23 protein-coding genes and 2 pseudogenes are annotated in these 22,957 nt (G+C 43.9%); 10 read left to right on the plus strand and 15 right to left on the minus strand.

Annotated features, from left to right (window positions below):
* Positions 1-1,677 (minus strand): GAF domain-containing protein (locus HWQ37_RS24995; protein WP_292752330.1); only part of this gene is annotated, 1,677 nt, incomplete at its 3' end.
* A 126-nt stretch (positions 1,678-1,803) separates the two neighbouring features.
* On the minus strand, positions 1,804-2,112 hold the full coding sequence (locus HWQ37_RS25000) for a DUF3067 family protein (RefSeq protein WP_292752333.1): 309 nt from the start codon (positions 2,110-2,112) through the stop codon (positions 1,804-1,806).
* Between the two features lie 229 nt (positions 2,113-2,341).
* On the opposite strand from HWQ37_RS25000, the gene petC reads away from it, so the two are divergent.
* From petC to HWQ37_RS25025, 5 genes are all read left to right on the plus strand, one after another.
* A complete protein-coding gene (gene petC / locus HWQ37_RS25005; RefSeq protein WP_179063612.1) occupies positions 2,342-2,881 on the plus strand; it encodes a cytochrome b6-f complex iron-sulfur subunit in 540 nt (179 codons plus the stop codon).
* A gap of 182 nt (positions 2,882-3,063) precedes the next feature.
* The gene (petA, locus tag HWQ37_RS25010; RefSeq protein WP_292752420.1) at positions 3,064-4,065 is read left to right on the plus strand and encodes a cytochrome f; all 1,002 of its coding nucleotides are present in this window, start codon (positions 3,064-3,066) and stop codon (positions 4,063-4,065) included.
* Positions 4,066-4,542: 477 nt separating this feature from the next.
* Positions 4,543-4,863, plus strand: a complete 321-nt coding sequence (locus tag HWQ37_RS25015) for a hypothetical protein (RefSeq protein WP_292752339.1) — start codon at positions 4,543-4,545, stop codon at positions 4,861-4,863.
* Complete coding sequence (locus HWQ37_RS25020; RefSeq protein ID WP_292752342.1) at positions 4,863-5,330, plus strand: type II toxin-antitoxin system YhaV family toxin; 468 nt, start codon at positions 4,863-4,865, stop codon at positions 5,328-5,330. Before HWQ37_RS25015 ends, HWQ37_RS25020 begins: the two co-directional genes overlap by 1 nt.
* A gap of 48 nt (positions 5,331-5,378) precedes the next feature.
* Positions 5,379-6,065: a Uma2 family endonuclease gene (locus HWQ37_RS25025; RefSeq protein WP_292752345.1), complete on the plus strand. Its 687-nt coding sequence runs from the start codon at positions 5,379-5,381 to the stop codon at positions 6,063-6,065.
* An 82-nt stretch (positions 6,066-6,147) separates the two neighbouring features.
* Here the strand turns inward: HWQ37_RS25025 and HWQ37_RS25030 are convergent, their stop codons facing one another.
* The 8 genes and pseudogenes from HWQ37_RS25030 to dnaJ all read right to left on the minus strand — a co-directional run bounded on the left by HWQ37_RS25030 (position 6,148) and on the right by dnaJ (position 12,834).
* A complete protein-coding gene (locus tag HWQ37_RS25030; RefSeq protein WP_069070282.1) occupies positions 6,148-6,345 on the minus strand; it encodes a DUF6887 family protein in 198 nt (65 codons plus the stop codon).
* Positions 6,329-6,544 carry a DUF6888 family protein gene (locus HWQ37_RS25035; RefSeq protein WP_465249718.1) on the minus strand — a complete coding sequence of 72 codons (216 nt, stop codon included), beginning with the start codon at positions 6,542-6,544 and terminating at the stop codon, positions 6,329-6,331. The genes HWQ37_RS25030 and HWQ37_RS25035 overlap by 17 nt, the downstream gene beginning before the upstream one ends.
* A gap of 49 nt (positions 6,545-6,593) precedes the next feature.
* Positions 6,594-8,183 (minus strand): glycoside hydrolase family 57 protein, encoded by a 1,590-nt coding sequence (locus HWQ37_RS25040; RefSeq protein ID WP_292752353.1) that lies wholly within the window; start codon positions 8,181-8,183, stop codon positions 6,594-6,596.
* A gap of 554 nt (positions 8,184-8,737) precedes the next feature.
* Complete coding sequence (locus HWQ37_RS25045) at positions 8,738-9,307, minus strand: Uma2 family endonuclease (protein ID WP_292752356.1); 570 nt, start codon at positions 9,305-9,307, stop codon at positions 8,738-8,740.
* A 44-nt stretch (positions 9,308-9,351) separates the two neighbouring features.
* Positions 9,352-10,190: pseudogene (locus HWQ37_RS25050) on the minus strand (Uma2 family endonuclease).
* Between the two features lie 120 nt (positions 10,191-10,310).
* Positions 10,311-11,450 (minus strand): small ribosomal subunit biogenesis GTPase RsgA, encoded by a 1,140-nt coding sequence (gene rsgA / locus HWQ37_RS25055; RefSeq protein ID WP_292752359.1) that lies wholly within the window; start codon positions 11,448-11,450, stop codon positions 10,311-10,313.
* A complete protein-coding gene (locus tag HWQ37_RS25060; RefSeq protein WP_292730168.1) occupies positions 11,447-11,704 on the minus strand; it encodes a sulfurtransferase TusA family protein in 258 nt (85 codons plus the stop codon). Before HWQ37_RS25060 ends, rsgA begins: the two co-directional genes overlap by 4 nt.
* Complete coding sequence (dnaJ, locus tag HWQ37_RS25065) at positions 11,704-12,834, minus strand: molecular chaperone DnaJ (RefSeq protein ID WP_292752362.1); 1,131 nt, start codon at positions 12,832-12,834, stop codon at positions 11,704-11,706. The genes HWQ37_RS25060 and dnaJ overlap by 1 nt, the downstream gene beginning before the upstream one ends.
* Positions 12,835-13,064: 230 nt before the next feature.
* Here dnaJ and HWQ37_RS25070 point away from each other — a divergent pair, with 230 nt between their 5' ends.
* Entirely contained in the window at positions 13,065-13,262 is a 198-nt protein-coding gene (locus tag HWQ37_RS25070) for a hypothetical protein (RefSeq protein WP_292752365.1), read from the plus strand.
* Positions 13,263-13,346: 84 nt separating this feature from the next.
* On the opposite strand, the gene HWQ37_RS25075 is transcribed toward HWQ37_RS25070, so the two are convergent.
* The 5 genes from HWQ37_RS25075 to grpE form a co-directional block, all read right to left on the minus strand.
* Positions 13,347-13,670 carry a type II toxin-antitoxin system HicB family antitoxin gene (locus tag HWQ37_RS25075; protein ID WP_292752369.1) on the minus strand — a complete coding sequence of 108 codons (324 nt, stop codon included), beginning with the start codon at positions 13,668-13,670 and terminating at the stop codon, positions 13,347-13,349.
* Complete coding sequence (locus tag HWQ37_RS34730) at positions 13,657-13,782, minus strand: hypothetical protein (RefSeq protein ID WP_363318184.1); 126 nt, start codon at positions 13,780-13,782, stop codon at positions 13,657-13,659. The genes HWQ37_RS25075 and HWQ37_RS34730 overlap by 14 nt, the downstream gene beginning before the upstream one ends.
* Positions 13,779-13,940: a hypothetical protein gene (locus HWQ37_RS34735; RefSeq protein ID WP_363318183.1), complete on the minus strand. Its 162-nt coding sequence runs from the start codon at positions 13,938-13,940 to the stop codon at positions 13,779-13,781. Before HWQ37_RS34735 ends, HWQ37_RS34730 begins: the two co-directional genes overlap by 4 nt.
* 258 nt (positions 13,941-14,198) lie before the next feature.
* Complete coding sequence (dnaK, locus tag HWQ37_RS25085; protein WP_292752372.1) at positions 14,199-16,157, minus strand: molecular chaperone DnaK; 1,959 nt, start codon at positions 16,155-16,157, stop codon at positions 14,199-14,201.
* A 228-nt stretch (positions 16,158-16,385) separates the two neighbouring features.
* Positions 16,386-17,126, minus strand: coding sequence for a nucleotide exchange factor GrpE (grpE, locus tag HWQ37_RS25090; protein WP_292752375.1), 741 nt, complete (start codon positions 17,124-17,126; stop codon positions 16,386-16,388).
* A 399-nt stretch (positions 17,127-17,525) separates the two neighbouring features.
* On the opposite strand from grpE, the gene HWQ37_RS25095 reads away from it, so the two are divergent.
* From HWQ37_RS25095 to HWQ37_RS25110, 4 genes and pseudogenes are all read left to right on the plus strand, one after another.
* Positions 17,526-19,535 (plus strand): GspE/PulE family protein, encoded by a 2,010-nt coding sequence (locus HWQ37_RS25095; protein ID WP_292752378.1) that lies wholly within the window; start codon positions 17,526-17,528, stop codon positions 19,533-19,535.
* A 140-nt stretch (positions 19,536-19,675) separates the two neighbouring features.
* Positions 19,676-20,806: pseudogene (locus HWQ37_RS25100) on the plus strand (type IV pilus twitching motility protein PilT); the annotation flags it as partial.
* Between the two features lie 199 nt (positions 20,807-21,005).
* Positions 21,006-22,229 (plus strand): type II secretion system F family protein, encoded by a 1,224-nt coding sequence (locus HWQ37_RS25105; RefSeq protein ID WP_292752384.1) that lies wholly within the window; start codon positions 21,006-21,008, stop codon positions 22,227-22,229.
* Positions 22,230-22,376: 147 nt separating this feature from the next.
* A complete protein-coding gene (locus tag HWQ37_RS25110) occupies positions 22,377-22,937 on the plus strand; it encodes a hypothetical protein (protein ID WP_292752386.1) in 561 nt (186 codons plus the stop codon).
* Positions 22,938-22,957 lie beyond the last annotated feature (20 nt).

A 22,957-nucleotide genomic window follows, 5' to 3' on the forward strand; every position in this document is an offset into this window, starting at 1 on the left:
GAGGGGAGTCCGCAGTTCGTGGCTCATTTTAGCGAGGAACTGGCTTTTGGCGCGGCTGGCGATCGCAGCTTGTTCTGCGGCTTGTTTGAGGGCTGTCTGAGAAAACTCCAGCACTACCAATATCAGCATATTTCGCATCTCAGTAGCGGCTTCTAGTTCCGCCACCTCCCAAGGTAAGGAAGTTTCCCGCACGGTTTCCTTCCACATTGCAAACGACTTCCGCGCAGACAATTCCATCTCGCCAATTTCCTTGATTGTGATTGCATCCTGGGGGTTGCCTGCCCAATTCACCGTTTGGATTTGCTCCGGTCGAAACCAGAGAATGTGGTAAGACTTTTGTTTAACCTGGTTCAATAAAATGGAAATTGCCAGGAGGCCGCTGGCTTGATCTTTAAATGCCTTTGCTTCTGGATATAAACGTGACAGGGAATCAGTAGCAAACACTGATTCCTCCTTGTGTTGTACCAACCACGTCACAAGCTCCTCCACCTGGGTAACTGATGGCGTTTGACCAACTAATGTTAGATGACCGTCAAGCAAAATCGCGGCTCCTTGAGCATGAACTAGATCCAGCAATTGAGAAGTATTTCGGGTCAACACTTGCTCAATAAAATTGGACTCGTGCAAGAACGTCTGTTGTAGTTCATGCTCAATCGCTTTCACCTGCCTTTGGTAAATATGCAACTCTCGTTCTTGCTGATGCACTAGTTCCATCGAGGCAAACTGTCCTAAAAATTCACAGGCTTTGCGAGTTTCATAATCCACTAGTTGAGGGGTGTAGTGGTGACAGGCAATTAATCCCCAGAGGCGTTTGTCGTTGATCAACGAAATCGTCATCGACCCAGCAACGCCCATATTCTGTAAGTATTCAATGTGACAGGGATACACTCCTCGTAACACAGAATTACTTAGATCAAGGGGTGTATTTGTTAGAGGATAATTAGTGGGAATCAGTTTGACAGGGGTGTAATTGATATCGGGAATAAATCGCATCCAGGTGCGGTAAAACAACTTACGGGCTGGCGCGGGAATGTCTATCATCAAATAGTGCAGTCCCAGGTAGCTTTCTAGATGCTGCGGTTTCTCCTCGGCAATCACCACACCACTCTCGTCTGCCTCAAAGCGATAGACCATAACCCGATCAAATCCAGTCATTGCTTTCACTTCTCTGGCAATGGTTTGAGCCAGATTTGTCAGGTCAGTTGCATTACGGAGATTAGCGATCGCGGTTTCCAGGCGGTGATAAAATTGGATTGAATGGGTGCTTTTAATGGATCGCTGAGATTCCAGTTCCAGAGTCAACCCATCTACCGTCCGGTACATCATGCCTCTAAATATCTGACTTTTCCGTTGCCAACCAGTCTGGTCAACCCTCCGCCGCGTTTTTAGCTTAAACAGATTGCAAAGCTCCAGGTTGTCTTCAGCTAAGTAGCCAGCAAGTCGCTGCACTTGAGCGTCAGAAAACAGTCGTTGTAAGGGTTGACCCAGCAATGCTTCTGCCGAAATCCCAAAAAACTGTTCCACATTTTCACTAATCTGCAAGATTGTGAGGTCTGGCTCTTGCAGCATTAGCAACATTCCATGCGGCTGAATATAACCGGGAGCGTACACCGATTCATCACTGTACACTTCTAAAGCCGTCAGCGAGAAGAGTGAGATAGGATTTGGTGACTGCATGGCTAAGATAAGCGGTTTTGGAAATCAAAAAGTTGTGAATAATAAGTTAAAAATTCAGACAAGGAAAATTACCTAGAATCAGTTTAATAGCTATTACCAGAGAGGGGAAAATAAAGAAAAACTTGGTCATAAGATCCATTCTGAAGAACGTTCGCCCAAATCTAGAGGAATGCTGACAGCTTTGCCCAGCCGGGGGCGATCGCGGGTTTGAGAAATAAAAGTTTGTACCTGTATTGACCCACCCAAGGCATGAAGATAATTAGCAATGCTGTCAAGATGCTCTTGGTACTCCGCCTCGCTCAACGGAAAAGAAGCTTGCTCCAGATATTTCCACATTACTTGCAAAAATATCTTTCCCTGTGCGCGCCGGAACTGCACATCATAAGAATATCCCCACTTATCAAGCAACATCTGACGTAATTCCTGTCCTGTCATAGCTTTTCTCAATCAGATTTTACATTTAGTTATGATGTTAAGTTCCGTGACTCCAGTATGATAAGGATATAAAGAAATGTAATGCTAACAGAAAAGATGCTAAATATGTCTTGGAACAAAGAAGTATGGCATCGTTGTGAGCGCTAGCATTTCGACTTAGACAAGAGTTCCTCAAGTATTAGTACTTTTGTCAAAATGCTTAACAAAATACACAAAGAGCGCGTAGATTATGGCTCAATTTTCTGAATCAGCAGACGTGCCCGATATGGGTCGTCGTCAGTTCATGAATCTGCTCACTTTTGGGACTGTCACTGGAGTGGCTCTGGGTGCATTGTATCCCGTTGTCAAGTACTTTATTCCACCTGCTGCTGGTGGTGCTGGTGGCGGTGTCACAGCAAAAGACGAGTTAGGTAACGATGTTAGTGTCACGAAATTTCTAGAAAACCGGAATGCGGGCGATCGCAACCTAGTCCAAGGACTAAAGGGAGATCCTACCTACATTGTGGTAGACAGCAAAGAGGCGATCAAAGATTATGGCATTAACGCCATCTGTACCCACTTAGGTTGTGTTGTCCCCTGGAACATTGCTGAGAACAAATTCAAATGTCCTTGTCATGGTTCCCAGTATGACGAAACTGGTAAAGTTGTTCGGGGGCCAGCACCTCTGTCTCTGGCTTTAGCCCATACCAACGTCAACGACGACAAAATCGTTTTAACTCCTTGGACTGAAACCGACTTCCGCACAGGTGATGCACCTTGGTGGGGTTAATCAGTGCTGAGTTATGAGTGCTGAGTGCTGAGTAAGGGAGTGAAGAAGCAGAGGGGCAGAGGGGCAGAGGGGCAGAGGAGATAATAGTAACTCCTAACTCCTAACTCCTAACTCCTAACTCCTAACTCAGCAATCCTAATGACCAATGACTAATGACTAATTCAATTGTCGCCCTTATAGAGATGAGAAATGTTTTCCTGACAGCGAGGTTAACTCGCAGTGCTAGAGCGATCGTAAAAACATTGCTCATAGCGATCGCTACTGTGACATTTTACTTCACCAGCGATCTAGCCCTTCCCCAATCAGCTGCCGCCTATCCCTTTTGGGCGCAGCAAACCTATCCCGAAACCCCCCGCGAACCAACCGGGCGGATTGTTTGTGCCAACTGTCACCTAGCCGCCAAGGTTACAGAAGTGGAAGTTCCCCAATCGGTACTACCTGACACTGTATTCAAAGCTGTGGTGAAAATCCCCTACGATCTGAGCGCCCAGCAAGTTGGTGCTGATGGTTCTAAGGTTGGCTTGAACGTCGGTGCAGTACTAATGCTACCCGAAGGCTTTAAGATTGCCCCCGAAGATCGCCTTTCCGAAGAACTTAAAAAAGAAGTTGGCGACACTACCTTCCAACCCTACAGCGAAGGCAAAGATAACGTCGTCATCGTCGGTCCTTTACCTGGCGAACAGTATCAGGAAATCGTCTTCCCAGTTCTTTCTCCCAACCCCGCAACCGACAAAAACATCCACTTCGGTAAATATTCAGTTCACGTAGGTGGTAATCGGGGACGCGGACAAGTTTATCCAACTGGCGAAAAGAGCAATAACACTGTTTACAACGCTTCCGCTACTGGCACAATTACCAAGATTGCCAAAGAAGAAGATGGAGACGGTAACGTTAAATATTTGGTAAACATCCAACCGGAATCTGGTGATGTTGTCGTTGATACGATTCCTTTAGGGCCAGAATTGCTCGTTTCCGAAGGACAAGCAGTTAAGACTGGTGATGCTTTGACCAGCAACCCGAACGTCGGTGGATTCGGTCAAATAGATGCAGAAATCGTACTACAAGACGCTTCTAGAGTCAAATGGATGATTGCGTTCATCGCTCTTGTAATGTTAGCCCAAGTTATGCTGGTGCTGAAGAAGAAGCAGATTGAGAAAGTTCAAGCTGCTGAGATGAATTTCTAAATTCTTTGCTAAATCATTCATTGTAGGACAGGCATTTTGCCTGTCTTTTTTATATGTTATGCTTCCAAGTCTGCATATAGCACTCAGAGGTTAATATTGGGACTTAGACAAAAAATACCAAGAAAAAAGCCTCAAATCTATATACAGACAGACTTTGACATCGTTTTGCTTGGTTTATTGATATATCTGGGTTTGAGCCATTTTTGAGCATTTGGTGTATTTACCTTACCCTGCATGGGTTTGAGGCTTGTTTATTCCTCAAAAATGTTTAAGTCCCGATATGCAATTTGCTTTAAAAGTATATCTACTTAATCAAAAATTCTTATATTAACTTCTAGTCTTTTTTTAGGGAATCTGTTATGGTTTAGTTGTAAGTTATAACAGTTGTTATAACATAACGTAACTTCTCACATCAAATTTGTAGTGTCTAGGTATTCTATTTAAATGCCTAGTATCTTCCTACTCAGGAATTAGCTCATGGCTGTAAAAAGTTATCCCATAACTCATGCAAAGGTAGGAAATCAAGATGGGTTTCGCTTACCTCGCGCATTCTCTAAGGATTATCCCCATTTAGCTAATGCTTCAGGCCATATTGAAGTGCTATCTGATAACACGTTCTTAGTTAGATTAGAAACTGATAATGTTGATGAAGCTGATGGAGATGAGGGCATTATGATGAGCCTTTTTCTTGACTTTCTCATGAAGGATGCTATGCAAAATCCTTCTAAACTCGTTCCTTATACCCAAGAAATGAGCGATGCAATGGATGATTTACTGGCTGATGTAGTTATAGATTAATGGCTGCATTTACTTGTAATGGTTGGCAGATTTTTTTCTACCCATTGTTTAACGAACAATGGGTAGAATTGCGTAATAGGGTTCGTGTTTTAAAAAATGAGTTACCTAAAGAAGAATTTATTACACATTCAGATGTCAAATTCTTAAAAGCATTGAATATTGGGATTAAAGAAAAAATTCCTCAAGACCCTTTTGCTAGTCATTTTGCTTTGCAAAAACCTTTGCAAAAGTATAGCCGTCTCAAAAAGATGGGGCTACCTGAACGATATAGATTATTCTTTAGAGCATTTAAAGAACCAAAAATTATTATTATTATTTGGTTAGGTTATCCTCGGAAAGAAGGCGATAAAAAAGATTGTTATCAAGTTTTTAGCAAAAAAGTAGAAAATGGAGATTTTCCTGAAAGTATTGATAATCTGCTTGCAGAATGTGAGTTAGAAAATGCTGGCGAGGAAAAAGAAGATTAAGCAGCGATAGTATTGAATCTAGCCCTAGTTGAGTTGAGGGATTTGCCCATGACAGTCTCAATAGAGTATATCCCTGTTACCCCAATTGAGTACCCAGATGAGGATGGTAAGCCGATGGCTGAAGGTGATTTACAGCGCAAGTGTCTTGTATACGCTACCACTGTGCTGGAAATTTATTTTCAAAATCACCCAGATGTATACGTCGCAGGTAATCTATTTATTTACTACGAAAAAGGTTATCCAGAATCGGTTGTCGCACCAGATGTATTTGTAGTCTTCGGAGTGGAAAACCGTGACAGACGCTCTTACAAAACCTGGGAAGAAAATAATCAAACCCCAGATTTTGTTCTAGAAATTACCTCAAAAAGCACCCGCAGTAAAGACCAAGGTGCAAAAAAAGGAATTTACGCTTTTCTGGGAGTGCGTGAATATTTTCAATATGACCCCACAGGTGATTATCTCAATCCCCAACTCCAGGGTTTACACTTGGTCGATGGGAATTATTTCCCAGTAGCAGCCAATACCTTGCCAGATGGTACAATGTCTCTACCCAGTCAAGTTTTAGGGCTAGAGTTGCGCCTAGAAGCAGGAAAACTACGTTTTTACAATCCAGCTACGAGTGAAACACTCCTAACTCATGAAGAGGAAGTAGCTGCACGACAAACCGCAGAAGAGAAAACGCAAAGATTAGCTGCTAAACTTCGAGAATTAAATATTGATCCAGATAGCCTTTAGCTAAATTCAGCAGTGTTAATCAAATAATCGGGTGAGTATGATTTACCCACCCTAATTATGCTTACTGAATTAGACAATAATCTCAAAGTTCTCCGTTAATCTTCCGCCTGATAATTTCCATTTGGGCTTGCATATCTGCTTCTGTTACAGGCATAGGATAACCTTTGGAATTAGGGTCACGTTTGCTCATCAAAAAACGTAGAGCTTCAATATCTTCACGGTTTTCCACGACGTAAGCTCTCAACTCTGTAAAACTCATTTGCTCATAATTCTGGTTCATTGACAAAATCCCAAATACCATTGTTCAATACAATTATTTGAATATCATCTCCAGACAGTATGTAAACTTGCCCTGTTTTGTCGTCAAATCGAAATAAGCGGATGTCTTTGTAAAGATTTGACAGCATTTGACAAACCCTTACACAGGCTAAGGCTTGATCTGTTGTTGGTAAAATAAACGAATGCTCCTCACTACTAATATAGGGTGAGCATTGCCCACCCTACTACTGTTGATTATTTTTTGTGAGACTACAACGGACGGTAGACGCGATAGTTGATTTCGGGGAAGATATTATCCATTAACTCGACTTTTTCCAACCAACCACTGTCAACTTTGCCGATTTTCACATCTTCATAGAGCTTATTAAACCGCATTAGGTGCGATCGCGTCCGTCTAACTGCATAAGGTACCATCGTTCCCGTCCGCATAATAAATGCCCAGTCGGAAGATTGTGCTAATAACAATTCCCGCGCTGCTTGGTTCAATGCTTTTTCCCCCAACTCATCTTCTGGTTCCAGGTGCGAGATTTCAATCATCCGTTCAGCAGCTTTGTGCAAATGCGGATAAATCCACGCATTCGTTTCATTCAACCAATATTCGTGAAAACCCTTGAAACCCCAACTCGACTGCGAAGGACGACAAACTTGCTGCGTTGGTTGCTCCCGCAAATAGTCTGCTAAATGGGTCATTTGATATGTTCCTTGGTCATACCACGACTTACGGAATAGGTAATCAATAAACCAAGGGCCTTCATACCACCAATGTCCAAATAACTCTGCGTCATAAGGCGAAACGATAATTGGCGGACGCTGCATTATATTATACAGATTCTCAGATTGCCGCTCTCGGTTATACATAAAGTTAGCAGCGTGTTCTGCGGCCTTTTCCCTAGCCCAATAAGGATCGTAGAGCGCCTTATCTGATAGCCCTAAGCCACGACCAGTAATTTTGTGATACTTAATGCCCGTATTTTTCCGTTGGCCATTGGGCATAATGTAGGGCTTAATGTACTCATATTCTGCTTCCCAGCCCAAATCTTTGTAAAATTCTCGATATTCCGCCGCCCCAGGATAGCCCACCTCAGAAGACCATACCTGTTGGGAAGATTCATGATCTCGACCAAAGACAGCAACACCAGTTTCTGTATAAATTGGGGCATAAGTGCCGAAGCGCGGACGGGGACGGGCGTAAAGGATGCCATGCCCATCAGTGAGGAAATAGCGTAACCCAGCATCGGCTAGCATCCGATCTAAACCTTCATAGTAGGCGCATTCCGGCAACCAAATACCTCTGGGTGCTTGTCCAAAGGTTTGCTCATAATGTTCGCAAGCTACCTGAATTTGCGCCCACACTGCTTGGGGATACATTTTCATCAACGGCAAATAGCCATGAGTAGCGCCGCAAGTGATGATTTCCAGGTTGTTACTGTCTTGGAACTTTTTAAAAGCTGTCACCAAGTCACCGCCGTAACGTTCCCATAGCTGACGCGCTTCGCTAAACTCAGTAGCGTAATGTTCCGCTAAATAACGAAGATGTCCGTTATTGACATTATGTTCTGCTTCTAGTTGTATAAGTTGTTCTAGTTGGGCTAAGTGTGCTTCATAGCGTTCTTGCAGCAGAGGATCGCGGAGCATTGACACGAGAGGAGGTGTCATGCTCATTGTGATTTTAAAGTCGATACCGTCTCGCTTTAAGCCTTCAAATACTTTCAATAATGGAATGTAAGTTTCTGTAATGGCTTCATAGAGCCATTCTTCTTCCAGCACGTAGTCACTTTCTGGGTGACGAACGAAGGGCAGATGTGCGTGGAGTACAAGCGCGACGTAGCCGATAGCCATAGTGATTTTGGGGTGATACTTGTAAGTTGAAGGTCGAGAGGTTTGGCTGAAATTAACAATATTTTAAGACTTTATGGGGATCGTAAGAATAGTTTTCAATTGAGTTAGTTACAGTGCTTGTGAGGGCATAACAAATGTTGTGCCCCCATCGCCTTTTGTTGTTAACTAGTTGTAATATCTGCCTATTTGTTTATTGTATAATCCTGCACTGAAAATATTTATTCTGGTTCAAGACCTTTGGCTGATAAGCGTTATGCCAATTTTTCAGCTAACTCGCCTCAATAATTCAAGGTGCATTAGCCTACGGCGTAACACACGCTACTTCAAGTTTATATTTCTTCATATACATTGAATTTTGATCGCCTACTTACTCAATTGCGGGTTTGCTTCTTCTCCCGGCAATATTCTGGCTGTAGGCTACCACAGAGACAAGGCAGCGCGGTCTTGTCTTGGGGGTTTCCCCCATGAGCGACTGCCGCGCAGAGAACACAGAGGGAAAAGAAATAGAGAGAATTCTTACATAAGTTTAGGGATATTTTTTTATTTGGAAGTCGCTATCCAAAAAAATGCTGAACTCGAACGCCGAAACCTGGTAACAGTGGTGACGTAATTTCGTCATCAGCCAACAAGGTTGCGATCAGTTTTAATTGTGCAGTTTCTCGGCGATAAACTTCTAGCTGCCGTAATTGCCAATTTGCAATCCAATATTCTTGGACTCCTGTGGATGAGTATAGTTTTAGCTTGGCTTCTCGATCTCGACGTTCGTTAGTTGTCCCAGGAGAAAGCACTTCTACAATGAGTTCTGGCGCTCCTCTCAAATGCCCTTCGTCATCTAGCAATTGTGCTAAACGCTCATGACTAATCCAAACTACATCGGGTATGACATTATCGGCATCTGTAAAAATTATACCGGGAGTTTGACGGGTTTCCCCTAGCCCACTAGAGCGAGACCAAATTTGTAACTCGAAGCATATATTACCCGCAGTGCCTTGATGTCTCCAGTGAGGCGCTCTAGTCACAAATAGCTCTCCGTCAATAATTTCATAGCGCTTCCATTCGTCAGTTGTGAGTAATTCTAAGTCTGAAGTTGTCCAACGGACTTGATCAGATATTGTTTGGTTCATAGCACTATTTTCCCATGCCTAGTTTAGAGATAAAATTCTATTTTTCAGAATATTTGCTCAGGGTCAATACCTGCGGCTCGTAAGCGTTCTGCCAATATTGCAGTCCGTTGACGTTCTTGCTGTAGTTGCTGATTTACTTGCTCTAACTGTTGATTTGCTTCTTCTTCTGGCAACATCACCAGTTGCCTATCTGATGTAAAAAAGCGTAATTTGCCCAAATATACTGCTAAATACAGCCCTAATTGCTGACTCCACAACCAACCCGACTCAGTGGGTACAAGTTCTTGATACAGCACTTCCGGCAGCTATGAGGTACATCCTCAAAACTGAAAGCTATGCTAGGAGGGGGCAAGGATAAAAACTGTATTGCATAATAGCCGGAAGCGCTGTATTGCCCATCAACTATGTGAAATCCCTGTAATTCTAGGTTGTTTGGATCAAACCAAAAGTAATCTGGAGTGCGAAATGTATTCTGGTAAATTTGCTTTTTTAAACCTTTATCAACCGAGGCAGGGGAATTAGATAATAGTTCAATAATTATATTGGGGTATTTGCCATCTTCTTGCCACACAACCCAGCTTTTGCGGTCTTTTTTTTCTGTATCTAAAACCACAAAGAAATCAGGGCCGCGAAATTCTTCTGACTTTTTCTGGTTGGGACTGAAATAGATCGTCAGGTTGCCGGTAGCATAAAAATCCTGACGATGTCTACGACGGGCTACGCCTACGCGCCACCACCATTTAATTAGGCGAATGAGTAAATCTATTTGTTCACGGTGTAAATCAGATTCCAAGGGGGGTTCGTCACTATAGATGTCGCCTGGTGGGAAAATTATACTCTCATTGACATCAGCTTGAGAAGCAGTAGCTAAAGATTGAGACATAGCGATCGCTCTTTTTGTCTTTATCCTATTGTGACTGAGCGATCGTTTTCAACACAAAAAAATATCGCACTCAAATGCATAGAAGCGCGTAGGCGCAACCCGTCGTAGACATCGCAATCATTATTCCTCATCCCGATATAATTCTTGCAAGTCTTGTAACTGAGTCTTGCGGGAAATCCGACGATATTTTTTACTTTCTAACTTGGGTTCGTATTGACTCTGCCCTTTGCCTTTACTTTTGCTTTTTAACTTCATGGTGGATTCTGGATCGGCTTGTTGATGAAGCTGTGTTTGATGAGCGATCGCAGCGTCCAAAAATTCTAAATAATGTTCATATCGTTCCCAGTCTCCCCGCACCACACACTCAGGCTCGTCTCGATGCAGACAATCACTAAACCGACAGCTAGCAACTGCTAACCGCTTTCTGGCTTCTGGGAAATAATGGATTAATTCTTCTGGTATACAATCCATATCCGGCTGATTAAAACCGGGAGTATCAGCCAGTAAACCACCGCTAGGCAACTCAAATAATTCTATATGGCGAGTGGTATGACGACCACGAGCTAGTTTACCAGAAACTTCTCCGACTCGCAGCTTTGCCGAATCAATTAGCGTATTAATTAAGCTGGATTTACCCACGCCGGAAGGCCCAGCAATTACAGTAATTTTATTACTCAAATATCTGGCTGCTTGTTCAGTATTTATACTATCTTTAACACTGATAAATATTGGTTGATAACCCCAACCGAGAAGGCGATCGCTAACTTGTTGCTGTTCTTGCGGTGAAATTAAATCACTTTTATTCAAGCATAAAAGTACATCCAAGCCAGTAGATTCAGCCTTAATCAAAAATCGGCTCAACTGATAAGGTTCCAAAGGTGGATCGGCTACGGCAAATACCAATAGAATTTGGTTGACATTAGCGATCGCTGGACGATCTAACTCACTTTGGCGCGGTAAAACCTCAGCGATCGCACCCCGTCCTCCAGCCCAATCTGGCTCCTCTACCACAACGCGATCGCCCACCATCACCTGTTGCCCGATTTTTTTCAGACGTGTTCTCCGGGTACAAAGCAGCAAAGGAGGCGAGGCGGTAGTGGGACAGTGGGGCAGAAAGGCATTTAAATCCAGTTTCTCCTCTGCTCCCCTGCTCCTCTGCTCCCCTGCCTCTTGATCCAGCTGTACTCGATAAAAATTAGCCTGTACAGCCACCACCGTACCCAATAACTGTCCAGTTGCGGCAAAATTTTCCCCTGTCATTGGCCAGCAACAGGACGGCGCACTAATAGAGAAAAATAATTAGTGCAGTCTGTAATTTGTTCCACCTGATAACCTGCCATTGTCAAACTATCAGGAACCTGCTCGATCGGCTCACCAGGGTCTAGCCAGACTTCTAGCAAACCTCCCAATGGCATTTTCTCCAGACGTAGTTTTGTCCGCACGAAATTAATCGGGCAAGGGGTGCCGCGTAAATCAAGTTGAGCATCGGGAGTTAAAACAGAAGAGGGCATCATTACTTAAATAAATTTCCCAAAAATCCTTCTAGACCGCCTTTACCAGTGCGATCGCCCTTAATTTTAGCTAGCTTCTCCAGCAGTTCCCTCTCCTCTGGGGTGACTTTATTGGGAATATCAATTAATACGTTCAGCATGTGATCCCCACGACTTACGGGATTACCCAAGCGGGGTACGCCGCGATTTTCCAACTTCATCACTGTATTCGGCTGAGTTCCGGCTGGAATGATTAATTCTACCAGCCCATCTACTGTATCTACCTCTAACCGACAACCTAAAATCGCTTGCAGGTAGCTAACTTTGATTTCTGAGAGAATATTAATCCCATCCCGTTGGAATTCCTCGTCCTCATTTACAAACAAGTAAACGTATAAATCCCCAGGTGGCCCGCTACGTTGGCCAGCATCTCCTTCACTAGAAATCCGCAAACGTGTACCATTATCCACCCCAGCCGGAATGGTAATTTTGAGTTTCTTTGTAACTTGATTTGCGCCCTTACCATCACACGCATCACACTTATCTTCAATTACCATCCCTGTACCATTACAGGTGGGACAAGTCGAGACTTGGGTAAAACTGCCAAAGGGTGTTCTAGTCACACGGCGGACTTGAGCCGATCCGCCACAAGTCGAACAAGTCCGAGGGCGGGTTCCAGGTTTAGCACCAGAACCGCTACAAACTTCACAATTTTCTAGATGGGAAATGCGGATTTCTTTTTCGCCGCCAAATATTGCTTCCCGAAAGTCTAACTTTAGGTCTAGCCGCAGATCATCACCCCTCGCCGGCCCACTGCGCCGTCTTTGTTGCGTAGGATTACCCATACCGCCAGCAAAGCCACTAAAAATGCTTTCAAAGATATCGGCAAAACCACTCATATCGCCGACATCTTGAAAGCCCGCGCCAGCAGCACCCGATACACCCTCTGGCCCAAAGCGATCGTAACGAGCGCGGGTTTCGGGTTCTGAGAGTACCTCATAAGCGCGGTTAATTTCTTTAAAGCGATCCTCCGCCCCCGGTTCTTTGTTCACATCTGGGTGATACTTCCGGGCTAGACGGCGATAGGCTTGTTTAATTTCTTCTTTGTCAGTGTCACGAGAGACACCCAGGATTTCATAGTAGTCGCGGGCCATATAGCAAAGGTAAAAGTTAGAAGGAAGAAAGCAGAAGTCAGTAGAACGTCATTCATGGTTACTTGCTACCCTATGGATAAATGTTTTGCCTACAGATATGCAAGAGCAACACATTATCCTTTAAAGGGCAGCTTGCCGGAGGATAGGCAGAAGATAAAATTAATTTTTGTTAATAAATTGATTTTACCCTTTACCTTTTACAAAAATCACCGACAAATGTTGAGCAACAGGTGCTTTCCTCGTGGGAGACGACAAAAGCTATAGAAGTTAAGAGTAGGGGAAGCCTCTGCTTGGACTTCTCACTGCTGAGTCGGCTGTCTCTTTTACAATTGTGCTACGTAGCAGAGCAAAACCCCGCCCATCAACCAGAGGGGCTAGCCGCACCATTAGGTGTGGAAAACCACCCACCTACTTTGGATTGTATCTGAACTGGCATACTGCCTAGCCCAAAGTAATTTGCTTCTACAATCTAGCAAACCACTGGGGTCTTGTGAAACTTTGTTAAATCTATATTAACTAACATAGAGGCATAAGCTTTTTTCGACCAACGAGTTAAGGCTTTGTCCCTCTTTTTTTGCTTTAACTACAATTTTTTTGTGTAAATCAGGGTCAATTCTGACCATGAATTTCCCAGAGAATGGCTTATCAGGCTCCTCCCCGCGTTCTCTACAAAAATCTAAATAATCATCCACTGAATCAGAAAAAGCAAGCTTTAGCTCGTCTACGCTACTACCTTGAAAAGTAATCACGTCCCGAATATTAATTATTTCACCGTGAAAAATTTCTGCCTCAGCATCAAATTCTACAATTGCCTCGTATCCTTTATATTTCATCATTTTCAGTCTCCGCTTCTTTAATACCCGCTTCTGTCAAGAATCGGCGCATCGACTTAACAGCACCTTTGTCAGTTTCTTTTTCAGGATGTGGCCTGTGAAATATAGCTCTTATATCATTAAGAGCAAATCTGACTCTTGACCCTCAACATCTGATACCTCTGCACCAAGAGCAATTAATAAAGACTCTATATCATTCCATAAAATATTTGATCTGGTGGGGTTTTGAAAAAGGGCATCAAAAGTTTTCTGGTGTTTACTATTAAGTTCCATTTTTATAGTATCATCTAGTGATACTATTGCTGACTAAATTTGTTACACTTTGCAAAATATTAAAGAAATTGCGTAACTTGCTGCCGTAGGCAATTCTCCGGGCAGGGGGCAGGGAGATGAGGGAGCAGGGGAGGCACGGGAGGCAAGGGGAGAAGGAGATAAACAAAACCCGAACTCTTAATTCTTAACTCTTAACTCTTAACTCTTAACTCAGCACTCAGCACTCCTAACGCACTCAGCACTCCTAACGCCCCATGCCTAATCTATCGCTTCATAATCAGCTTGTGCTGTACTTTCCTCGTCAAAATCAAAGTTGAATTGTGGTATTAGTGTGCCATTCATTGGTGAGTCTACTTCTGGGGTAAAGTGACCAGATGAACCCCCCTCAATCTCATCAGTTTGGCTGTTAGCTCGATTGTAGACATCAGCACCGATCGCAAGCAGGGTTTGTTGGAAGTCGTCTAAGCGCTGCTTAAATGCCACTGTGGAGATGCTGGAGTCAATCATTGCAGCTTGGAGTTGTGAAACTTTTTCACTGGCTAAGGTTTTCATCTGTTCGCCGATAAAGTTGCCATTATCCTTGATAGTGGATTCATAACTGAACAACAAATTATCAGCTTGGTTTTTGAGTTCAACCAGTTCTTTACGTCTTTTATCTTCTTCAGAAAACAGTTCCGCCTCTTGGCGCATCCGTTCGACTTCGTTGCTACTCAAACCACCTGTATTAGTAATCCTGACACTCTGTTCTCTACCAGTACCTTTATCTTGAGCAGAAACCTTCAGGATACCGTTGACATCGATTTCAAAGGATACTTCAATTTGCGGTACTCCACGGGGCGACGGGGGGATTCCTGCGAGCAGAAACTTGCCGAGACTCTTGTTATCTCGTGACATTGCCCGTTCACCTTGGAGGATGTGAATTTCCACTGAGGTTTGCCCATCAACGGCGGTGGAAAAAACTTGTGACCGACTCGTAGGAATTGTGGTGTTGCGTTCAATGATTTTGGTGAACACTTCACCCAAAGTTTCAATTCCCAAGGACAGAGGGGTGACATCCAGTAGTAAGAGATTATCGACTTCGCCACCCAATACACCTGCTTGAATAGCTGCTCCCAATGCTACAGCTTCGTCAGGGTTGATGGAGCGATCGGGAGCTTTGCCGTTGAAAAACTTAATTAGCGCGTTTTGGACTGCGGGAATACGCGTAGAACCACCTACCAAAATAATCCGATCTATGGCTTCTGGTTTGAGATCCGCATCTTTGAGCGATTGGATCAGTGGTTCGATGGTTGCTTCAATTAATTTCGCGGCGAGTTCTTCAAATTTCGAGCGGCTGAGTTCCATCTCCAGATGCTTTGGCCCGGTATCATCAGATGTGATAAAGGGCAAGTTGATGGAGGTATTCACCATACTGGAGAGTTCAATTTTTGCCTTTTCCGCAGCTTCCCGCAGACGTTGCAATGCCATTTTGTCTTTGGAAAGGTCGATTTTTTCTTGTTCTTGAAAACGTTCCATCATCCAAAGGACGATCGCATTATCAAAGTCGTCTCCACCCAAGTGGTTGTTACCACAAGTCGCCTTTACTTCAAAAACGCCATCCCCAAGTTGCAGGATCGATACGTCAAAAGTACCGCCTCCCAAGTCAAATACTAGAATTAGCTGCTCTTGGTCTTGCTTTTCCAATCCGAAAGCTAAAGCCGCAGCGGTTGGCTCATTGATGATTCGCAAGACTTCTAATCCTGCGATCGTGCCAGCATCTTTAGTTGCTTGTCTTTGGGCATCTGTGAAATATGCTGGTACGGTGATCACTGCTTGAGTGACCTCCTCACCTAAAAAGTTTTCCGCATCCTGCTTCAGCTTTTGCAGGATCATCGCGGATAATTCTTGGGGCGTGTAATTTTTTGAGCGAATTTGGACATCAACAGTCTCGTCTCGACCTTTGACACAGTTGTAGGGGACGCGATCGCGTTCTACTTCAGTATCTTCCCAACGCCGCCCAATAAATCGTTTAATACTGTAAATTGTGTTCTCAGCATTGGTTACGGCTTGGCGCTTTGCCAATTGACCAACCAAGCGATCGCCACTCTTCCCAAATCCCACAATACTTGGAGTAGTTCGTCCACCTTCAGAATTGGAGATCACCAGTGGTTGACCGCCCTCCAAAACTGCGACGCAACTGTTAGTAGTGCCTAAGTCGATCCCAATAACTTTTCCCATATTCGCCAGTATTTTTACTGAATATTTCTGCTGTAATTATGTCGCGGACTAACTTTTTTGTTAAGAACAAAGGCTAGCGGATAACGTCTGTGTAACCCCTGTTGCTGGTAGCAATCAAGAAGTTGAAACACAGAGAGTTATCCAAAGCCTTGTCCAAGTTTTAGGTACGCGATGCTCGTCTTTGCTATAACCCAGGCACTTGAGGTCAGCGAGGCGAGCGACTACAGCTTAACTGAAGGCTTGACTCGACTGATCTTCTGGTGCAGCAGGGCTATCTTCCTTGGGAGCAGCTACTTTGACCATTGCATGGCGTAGCACGCGATCGCCCAAGTAATATCCGCGCACTAACTCTTCTAACACTGTTCCTTCAGGATGTTCATCCGTAGGTTCCCGCATTACTGCTTCGTGCAGGTTAGGATCGAATTCTTGATTTTCGGGACGCATTGGTGATACACCCAAGCGCTTCAGGCTATCTACTAATTGTTTGTAAACACCTTGGTAACTTTTGTGCATGGTCATTTCGCCATCAGACTGTGGTTTGAGGTGCGATCGCGCCCGCTCAAAATTATCGACCACTGGTAGCAATTCCAAAATCGTAGTCCGCTTCACCTGCAACTCTAAGTCTTCTTTTTCTTTACTAGTGCGTTTCCGGTAATTCTCAAAATCAGCGGCAATCCGCATATATTGAGTGCTACGCTCCTCTAGTTGCGTTTTGAGGGACTCAATTTGTTGAGTCAGTTCTACCAAAGCGGCCCTTTCTACTTCAGTTTTCTCGGTTGCAGCGAAGCTATTTTCTGGATTGATAGTAGCCGTATCTCCTGTTTGGGCTGCCACTTGCTCTGTCACTTCGCTACCAGATTCATTGAAATTAATTTGGGCTGGGGAGTCACTCATCATTGCTTGCTTTACCTCTGTTGGTTCACCCAATTGCTGGCTTGTATTGTTTATCTGTTTATTTTCATCGATCATTGTCTATTCATTCCAGATCCTATTTATGGCAGTGTATCTCCACAGCTGGCAGCCGTCGTCATCCACGACATGCCACTGAGGTTGATTTTATTGCCGGCAAGTTCCTGGAAGTGATGAAACCGTCCTCTTATTGTGACAAATGGTGAACACGTTAGCCCAGACGCTACTAAGGCGGGAACCCGAACGACTAGTGGTTTAGTAAAAGGGCGGTTAGAAACCGCGTCTACACAGGCAAAACCCACCTCCGTGGGTTTAAAACACTCAATTTTTCTTTAGTCCGTGTAGGCGGACTTTGTTTGTGTAGCCGCGAATTCTATTCGCTTTTTTGCAAAATGAGAATTCTGCCTCACAGCCTGGGAATACTTTAAGCAGAGGTTTCCCCAAATCAATTGCTCATTTATGAACTCGTCACCACAACGGCGCAGTACCGCTCTAACTACTAGAACAGAGTTTTCGCCCTTCGGCAACAAGCTAGTCCAATCTGGCTATGTCAATACCGAACAGATGAGGCAGGCACTAATTGAAAGCCGCAAATCTGGCAGACCCCTAACCGAAGTACTAGAGTCAATCACTGGGCAACAACTATCGCCTGAGTTGCTCAGGCAATACAAAAAACAGCAGCTATTTGAACTTAAAATCCTATACGGAGTTGAATTTCTCGATCCCGAAGTCAACTCTGTTGGCAACACGATGATGGGGAACCTGATTGAAACCCTCATCCCAGTGGATATTTGCCGTCGTCATCGTTTAGTACCACTGTCAAAACACGAAGACCAAACCCCGCCCTCAGTTTTAGTGGCGATGGTCGCTCCAGATAATTTAGAGGCTTCCGACGACCTGAACCGCATCTTGCGCCCCCAAGGTTTGGCGTTGCAGCGCATGGTGATTACCCAGGAAGACTACCAACAGCTAATCAACCAATATTTGGATGAAATGGCTGTTAAACAGAAGCACCTAGATCAAGAAAAGTTTACAGATATTAATCAGGATTTAGAAAACCTCGGAAATCTCGATCTTTCCGATGCTCCTGAAGAAATGGAGGCTGATCTAGGGGCAGCGATGAAGGGTGCAGAGGATGCCCCAGTCATCAACCTAGTCAATAGAATCCTCGCTAAAGCCTTGCATGAGGGCGTTTCTGACATTCATATCGAACCGCAAGAAGAAAACTTACGCATTCGCTTTCGCAAAGATGGCGTACTGAAGGAAGCTTTTGATCCCCTACCGAAAAAAATCATCCCGGCGGTGACAGCCCGATTTAAAATCATCTCCAATCTAGACATTGCAGAACGCCGGATGCCCCAAGATGGACGTATCCGGCGGATGTTTGAGGGGCGCAAAGTAGATTTCCGGGTGAATACCTTGCCCAGTCGCTACGGGGAAAAGGTAGTACTACGGATTTTGGATAACTCCTCAACCCAATTGGGATTAGATAAGTTAATTACCGATCCAGAGACTTTACATATTGTCCAAGATATGGTCAGCCGTCCCTTTGGGCTAATTTTGGTAACTGGGCCAACTGGTTCTGGAAAAACAACCTCGCTGTATTCTGCACTCTCAGAAAAGAATGATCCCGGTATTAATATCAGTACTGTAGAAGACCCAATTGAGTACAGTCTTCCAGGGATTACTCAAGTACAGGTGATTCGGGAAAAAGGGCTGGATTTTGCTACCGCTCTGCGGGCTTTCTTACGACAAGATCCAGATGTGCTGCTGGTGGGTGAAACGCGGGATAAGGAAACGGCAAAAACAGCGATTGAAGCTGCCTTGACCGGTCACTTAGTATTAACTACCTTACATACCAATGATGCCCCAGGTGCGATCGCACGTTTGGGAGAAATGGGGATTGAGCCTTTCATGGTTTCTAGTTCCCTAATTGGCGTATTAGCTCAACGTTTGGTGCGGCGTGTCTGTTCTGAATGTCGCGTTCCCTACACTCCCACAACCGAGGAACTGGCTCGTTATGGTCTATCAGCTTCCTCTGATGTGGGAGTCACCTTCTATAAAGCTAACAGTTTGACATTAGATGCGATCGCCGATGCCAAAGCCAAAAATCACCTTTGCCCAAAATGTAATGGCGGCGGCTACAAAGGGCGTTGTGGTGTTTATGAAGTGATGCGAGTTACCGAAAACCTGCAAACTCTGATCAACGAAGATGCACCCACGGAACGCATCAAGGAAGTGGCGATAGAAGAGGGCATGAAAACCTTACTGGCTTACAGTTTGGACTTAGTGCGTGAAGGTTCCACCACCCTAGAAGAAGTAGAACGAGTGACGTTTACTGATACTGGTTTGGAAGCAGAGTTAAAAGCCAAACGCAAGACAGGTCTTACCTGCTTGGCTTGCGATGCCACATTGAAACCAGAATGGCTGGATTGTCCCTACTGTATGACATCTCGGTTTCAAAAGTAGTCATTGGTCATTGGTCATTGGTAATTGGTCATTGGTCATTAGTCATTGGTCATTGGTCATTGGTCATTGGTTAGCAACTTAAAACAAAGGACAAATGACAACGGACAAAGGACAAATAATAAACATTAAAAGGAAGCAGAACTATGGAAATGATGATTGAAGATTTGATGGAGCAGTTGATTGAAATGGGTGGCTCGGATTTGCATTTATCCGCAGGTTTGCCTCCCTACTTCCGCATCAGTGGCAAACTCACCCCCATAGGTGAGCATGTAATGACAGCCGATCAATGTCAAAGGCTGATTTTTAGTATGCTCAACAATACCCAGCGTAAAACCTTAGAGCAGAACTGGGAGTTGGATTGTTCTTATGGTGTTAAAGGTTTGGCTCGTTTCCGGGTCAATGTCTATAAAGAACGTGGTTCTTATGCTGCTTGCTTACGGGCATTAAGTTCTAAGATTCCTAACTTTGAAAAATTAGGTTTGCCAGATGTGGTGCGGGAAATGACAGATAAGCCCAGAGGATTAATTCTGGTGACAGGCCCTACAGGTTCCGGCAAGACAACTACCCTAGCGGCAATGATTGACTTGATTAACCGCACCAAGGCAGAGCATATTTTAACAGTGGAAGACCCGATTGAATTTGTCTACGAACCAATTAAAAGCTTGGTTCACCAACGGCAACTAGGCGAAGATACAAAGAGCTTTGCTAATGCTTTGAAAGCAGCTTTGCGGGAAGATCCAGACATTGTTCTGGTGGGGGAAATGCGCGATTTGGAAACGATTTCTTTGGCGATTTCGGCTGCGGAAACAGGACACTTGGTATTTGGTACGCTACACACTAGTTCTGCCGCCCAAACAGTTGACCGGATTATTGACGTTTTCCCCCATGAAAGACAAACCCAAGTGCGGGTGCAGTTGTCTAACTCGTTGGTGGCAGTATTTAGCCAAACCTTGGTGTCCAAGAAAAGCCCTAAACCTGGTGAATATGGTCGGGTGATGGCTCAAGAAATTCTGATTGTCACTCCTGCTATTTCCAACTTGATTCGAGAAGGTAAAACATCTCAAATTTACTCAGCAATTCAAACTGGCGGCAAATTGGGAATGCAAACTCTGGAGAAGGTTTTAGCCGATTTTTACAAAGCCGGAACGATTTCTTTTGAAGCGGCAATGTCTAAGACTTCTAAGCCAGATGAAATCCAACGTCTCATCGGTACTTCTGTACCACCCCAGGCAGCAGGTGCGAAACCTGGTGCGGCTGCCAAAGCGCATTAAAGGAAGGGGGGATGAGGGAGATGAGGGAGACAAGGGAGACAAGGGAGACAAGGGAGACAAGGGGATAAACAAAACTCCTAACTCTTAACTCTTAACTCCTAACTCTTAACTCCTAACTCCTAACTCAGCACTCAGCACTCAGCACTCAGCACTCCCAATGCCCCATGCCGAATAAATAACAATTATTTTGAATTTAATTATGCCAAACTTCGTTGCCCGTGTTCGGGATTCACAAGGAAAATCTCGAACAGAAAAAATTGTTGCTGAATCCTTGGTACAAGCTCGTACTAATCTGAGAGATCAAGGTTTTGTAGTTCAAGAACTTAAACAATCTCAAGGATTTCAGCCAGATATTGCCTTCAAAAAATTCCAGAATTCCTTAGTTAAGGTTTCTGTAAAAGACAAAGCTGTTTTTTCGCGTCAATTTGCCGTTTTGATGAATGCGGGGGTTGCGATCGTTAGAAGTCTGGGGGTACTTTCTGAACAGTGTAGTAATACTAAATTGAAACAAGCCCTTGTGGAAATTAGTACCGATGTTCAAAGCGGAATGAATCTTTCAGAGGCCATGCGGAAGCATCCTGATTGTTTTGATGGATTATATGTGAGTATGATTCAAGCTGGCGAAGTTGGTGGTGTTCTAGACGAAGTATTAAATCGTTTAGCTAAGTTGTTAGAAGATGTTGCCCGTTTACAAAACCAAATTAAATCAGCACTGTCTTATCCAACGGTTGTAGGTTTTATCGCCGTTGCTATTTTTCTGGGCATGACTATTTTTCTTATTCCAATTTTTGCCACGATTTTTGTGCAAATTGGAATCTCGTTACCACCTCTAACGCAATTCTTGATGGATGCTAGTAAATTTTTGAGGAGTCCGGGTGCTTTCGTCCTGCTTGCTGCTCTTATCGGATTTAAATTTGCCTTTACACAATACGGTAAAACTCCTGTTGGTCGCATCACAATCGATCGTCTTTCCCTGAAGATGCCATTGTTTGGTGACTTAATTCAAAAATCTTCAGTTGCTCGCTTCAGCCGGACTTTTGGTTCTTTGACTCGTTCAGGTGTACCAATTTTAACTTGCTTAGAAATTGTCCGAGATACATCAGGAAACCAAGTTATTGCTAATGCCATAGACTCAGCCCGGATGGAGATTCAACAAGGGGGCATGATTAGCATTGCTTTACAAAAAGATGCTGTTTTTCCGGCTATGGCAATTCAGATGATTAGTATCGGAGAAGAAACTGGAGAATTAGATGCAATGCTGATGAAAGTTGCCGATTTCTATGAAGATGAAGTGGAGCAAGCAGTAAAAGCAATGACCAGTATTTTGGAACCGGTGATGATTGTAGTTCTAGGGGGAATGGTGGGAACCATTTTGCTAGCGATGTATCTGCCTATGTTTGCGGTATTTGAAAAGCTGGGATAAAGGATTAATAGTAAGAGTTAGAAGTTATGAGTTAGGAATTAATTTTTTTATTCCTAACTTTTAATTCCTAACTGACTAATTTTATTCTTAACTCTTGTACAGACAAAGATTTTTCGCGTCTCCTAACTCCTCACTATTTAATAAATTATGACTGTGCAAAAATCTCAGTACGAAGCGAGTTTGGCAGAGTACAGCAATCATCTAGCTGCGATCGCTCTACTAAAGCAATATCGGCCATACTTGGAGATGATTCCCAGTCTGCGCCGTCCAGATGAAAGTGTCATCACCATACCTTTGCCAATAGTCCGGCTGCGCAACACTGCTACAACAGCCCCACAAACGATTTGCTTACCCTGTGATGTGGCAATTTTGATGTGCGATCCTGAGTGGAAAATCAAAACTGGAGCAGAAATTTTAGTCTTTATTCATCGCGCTCACGAAGACTTTTCTGATTTGTTAGGACGTTGGCGACAAACCCAAGTTTGCTTGGACAATGATTATGAGTGGTTAATGCCTCTCCGTCACAGTCATATTTTGAGTGAGGGAGCTAATACTATATATCCTCTGTTTGTCGTTTTTAGTGAGACTTTAGAACGCATCCAAAGAGGTCTTGTGGGAGCCGAACTCCCATTTATTATCCAAACACCAGATTCGCTTCTTGAGGAGAATTTCACAGATATTTTCTCTCCACAAGTTCCCCCAGCTTAGGGATTTATAGCAGAATTCAG

Origin of the sequence: Nostoc sp. NMS4, from assembly GCF_017115095.1 — a bacterium.
GTDB lineage: Bacteria > Cyanobacteriota > Cyanobacteriia > Cyanobacteriales > Nostocaceae > Nostoc.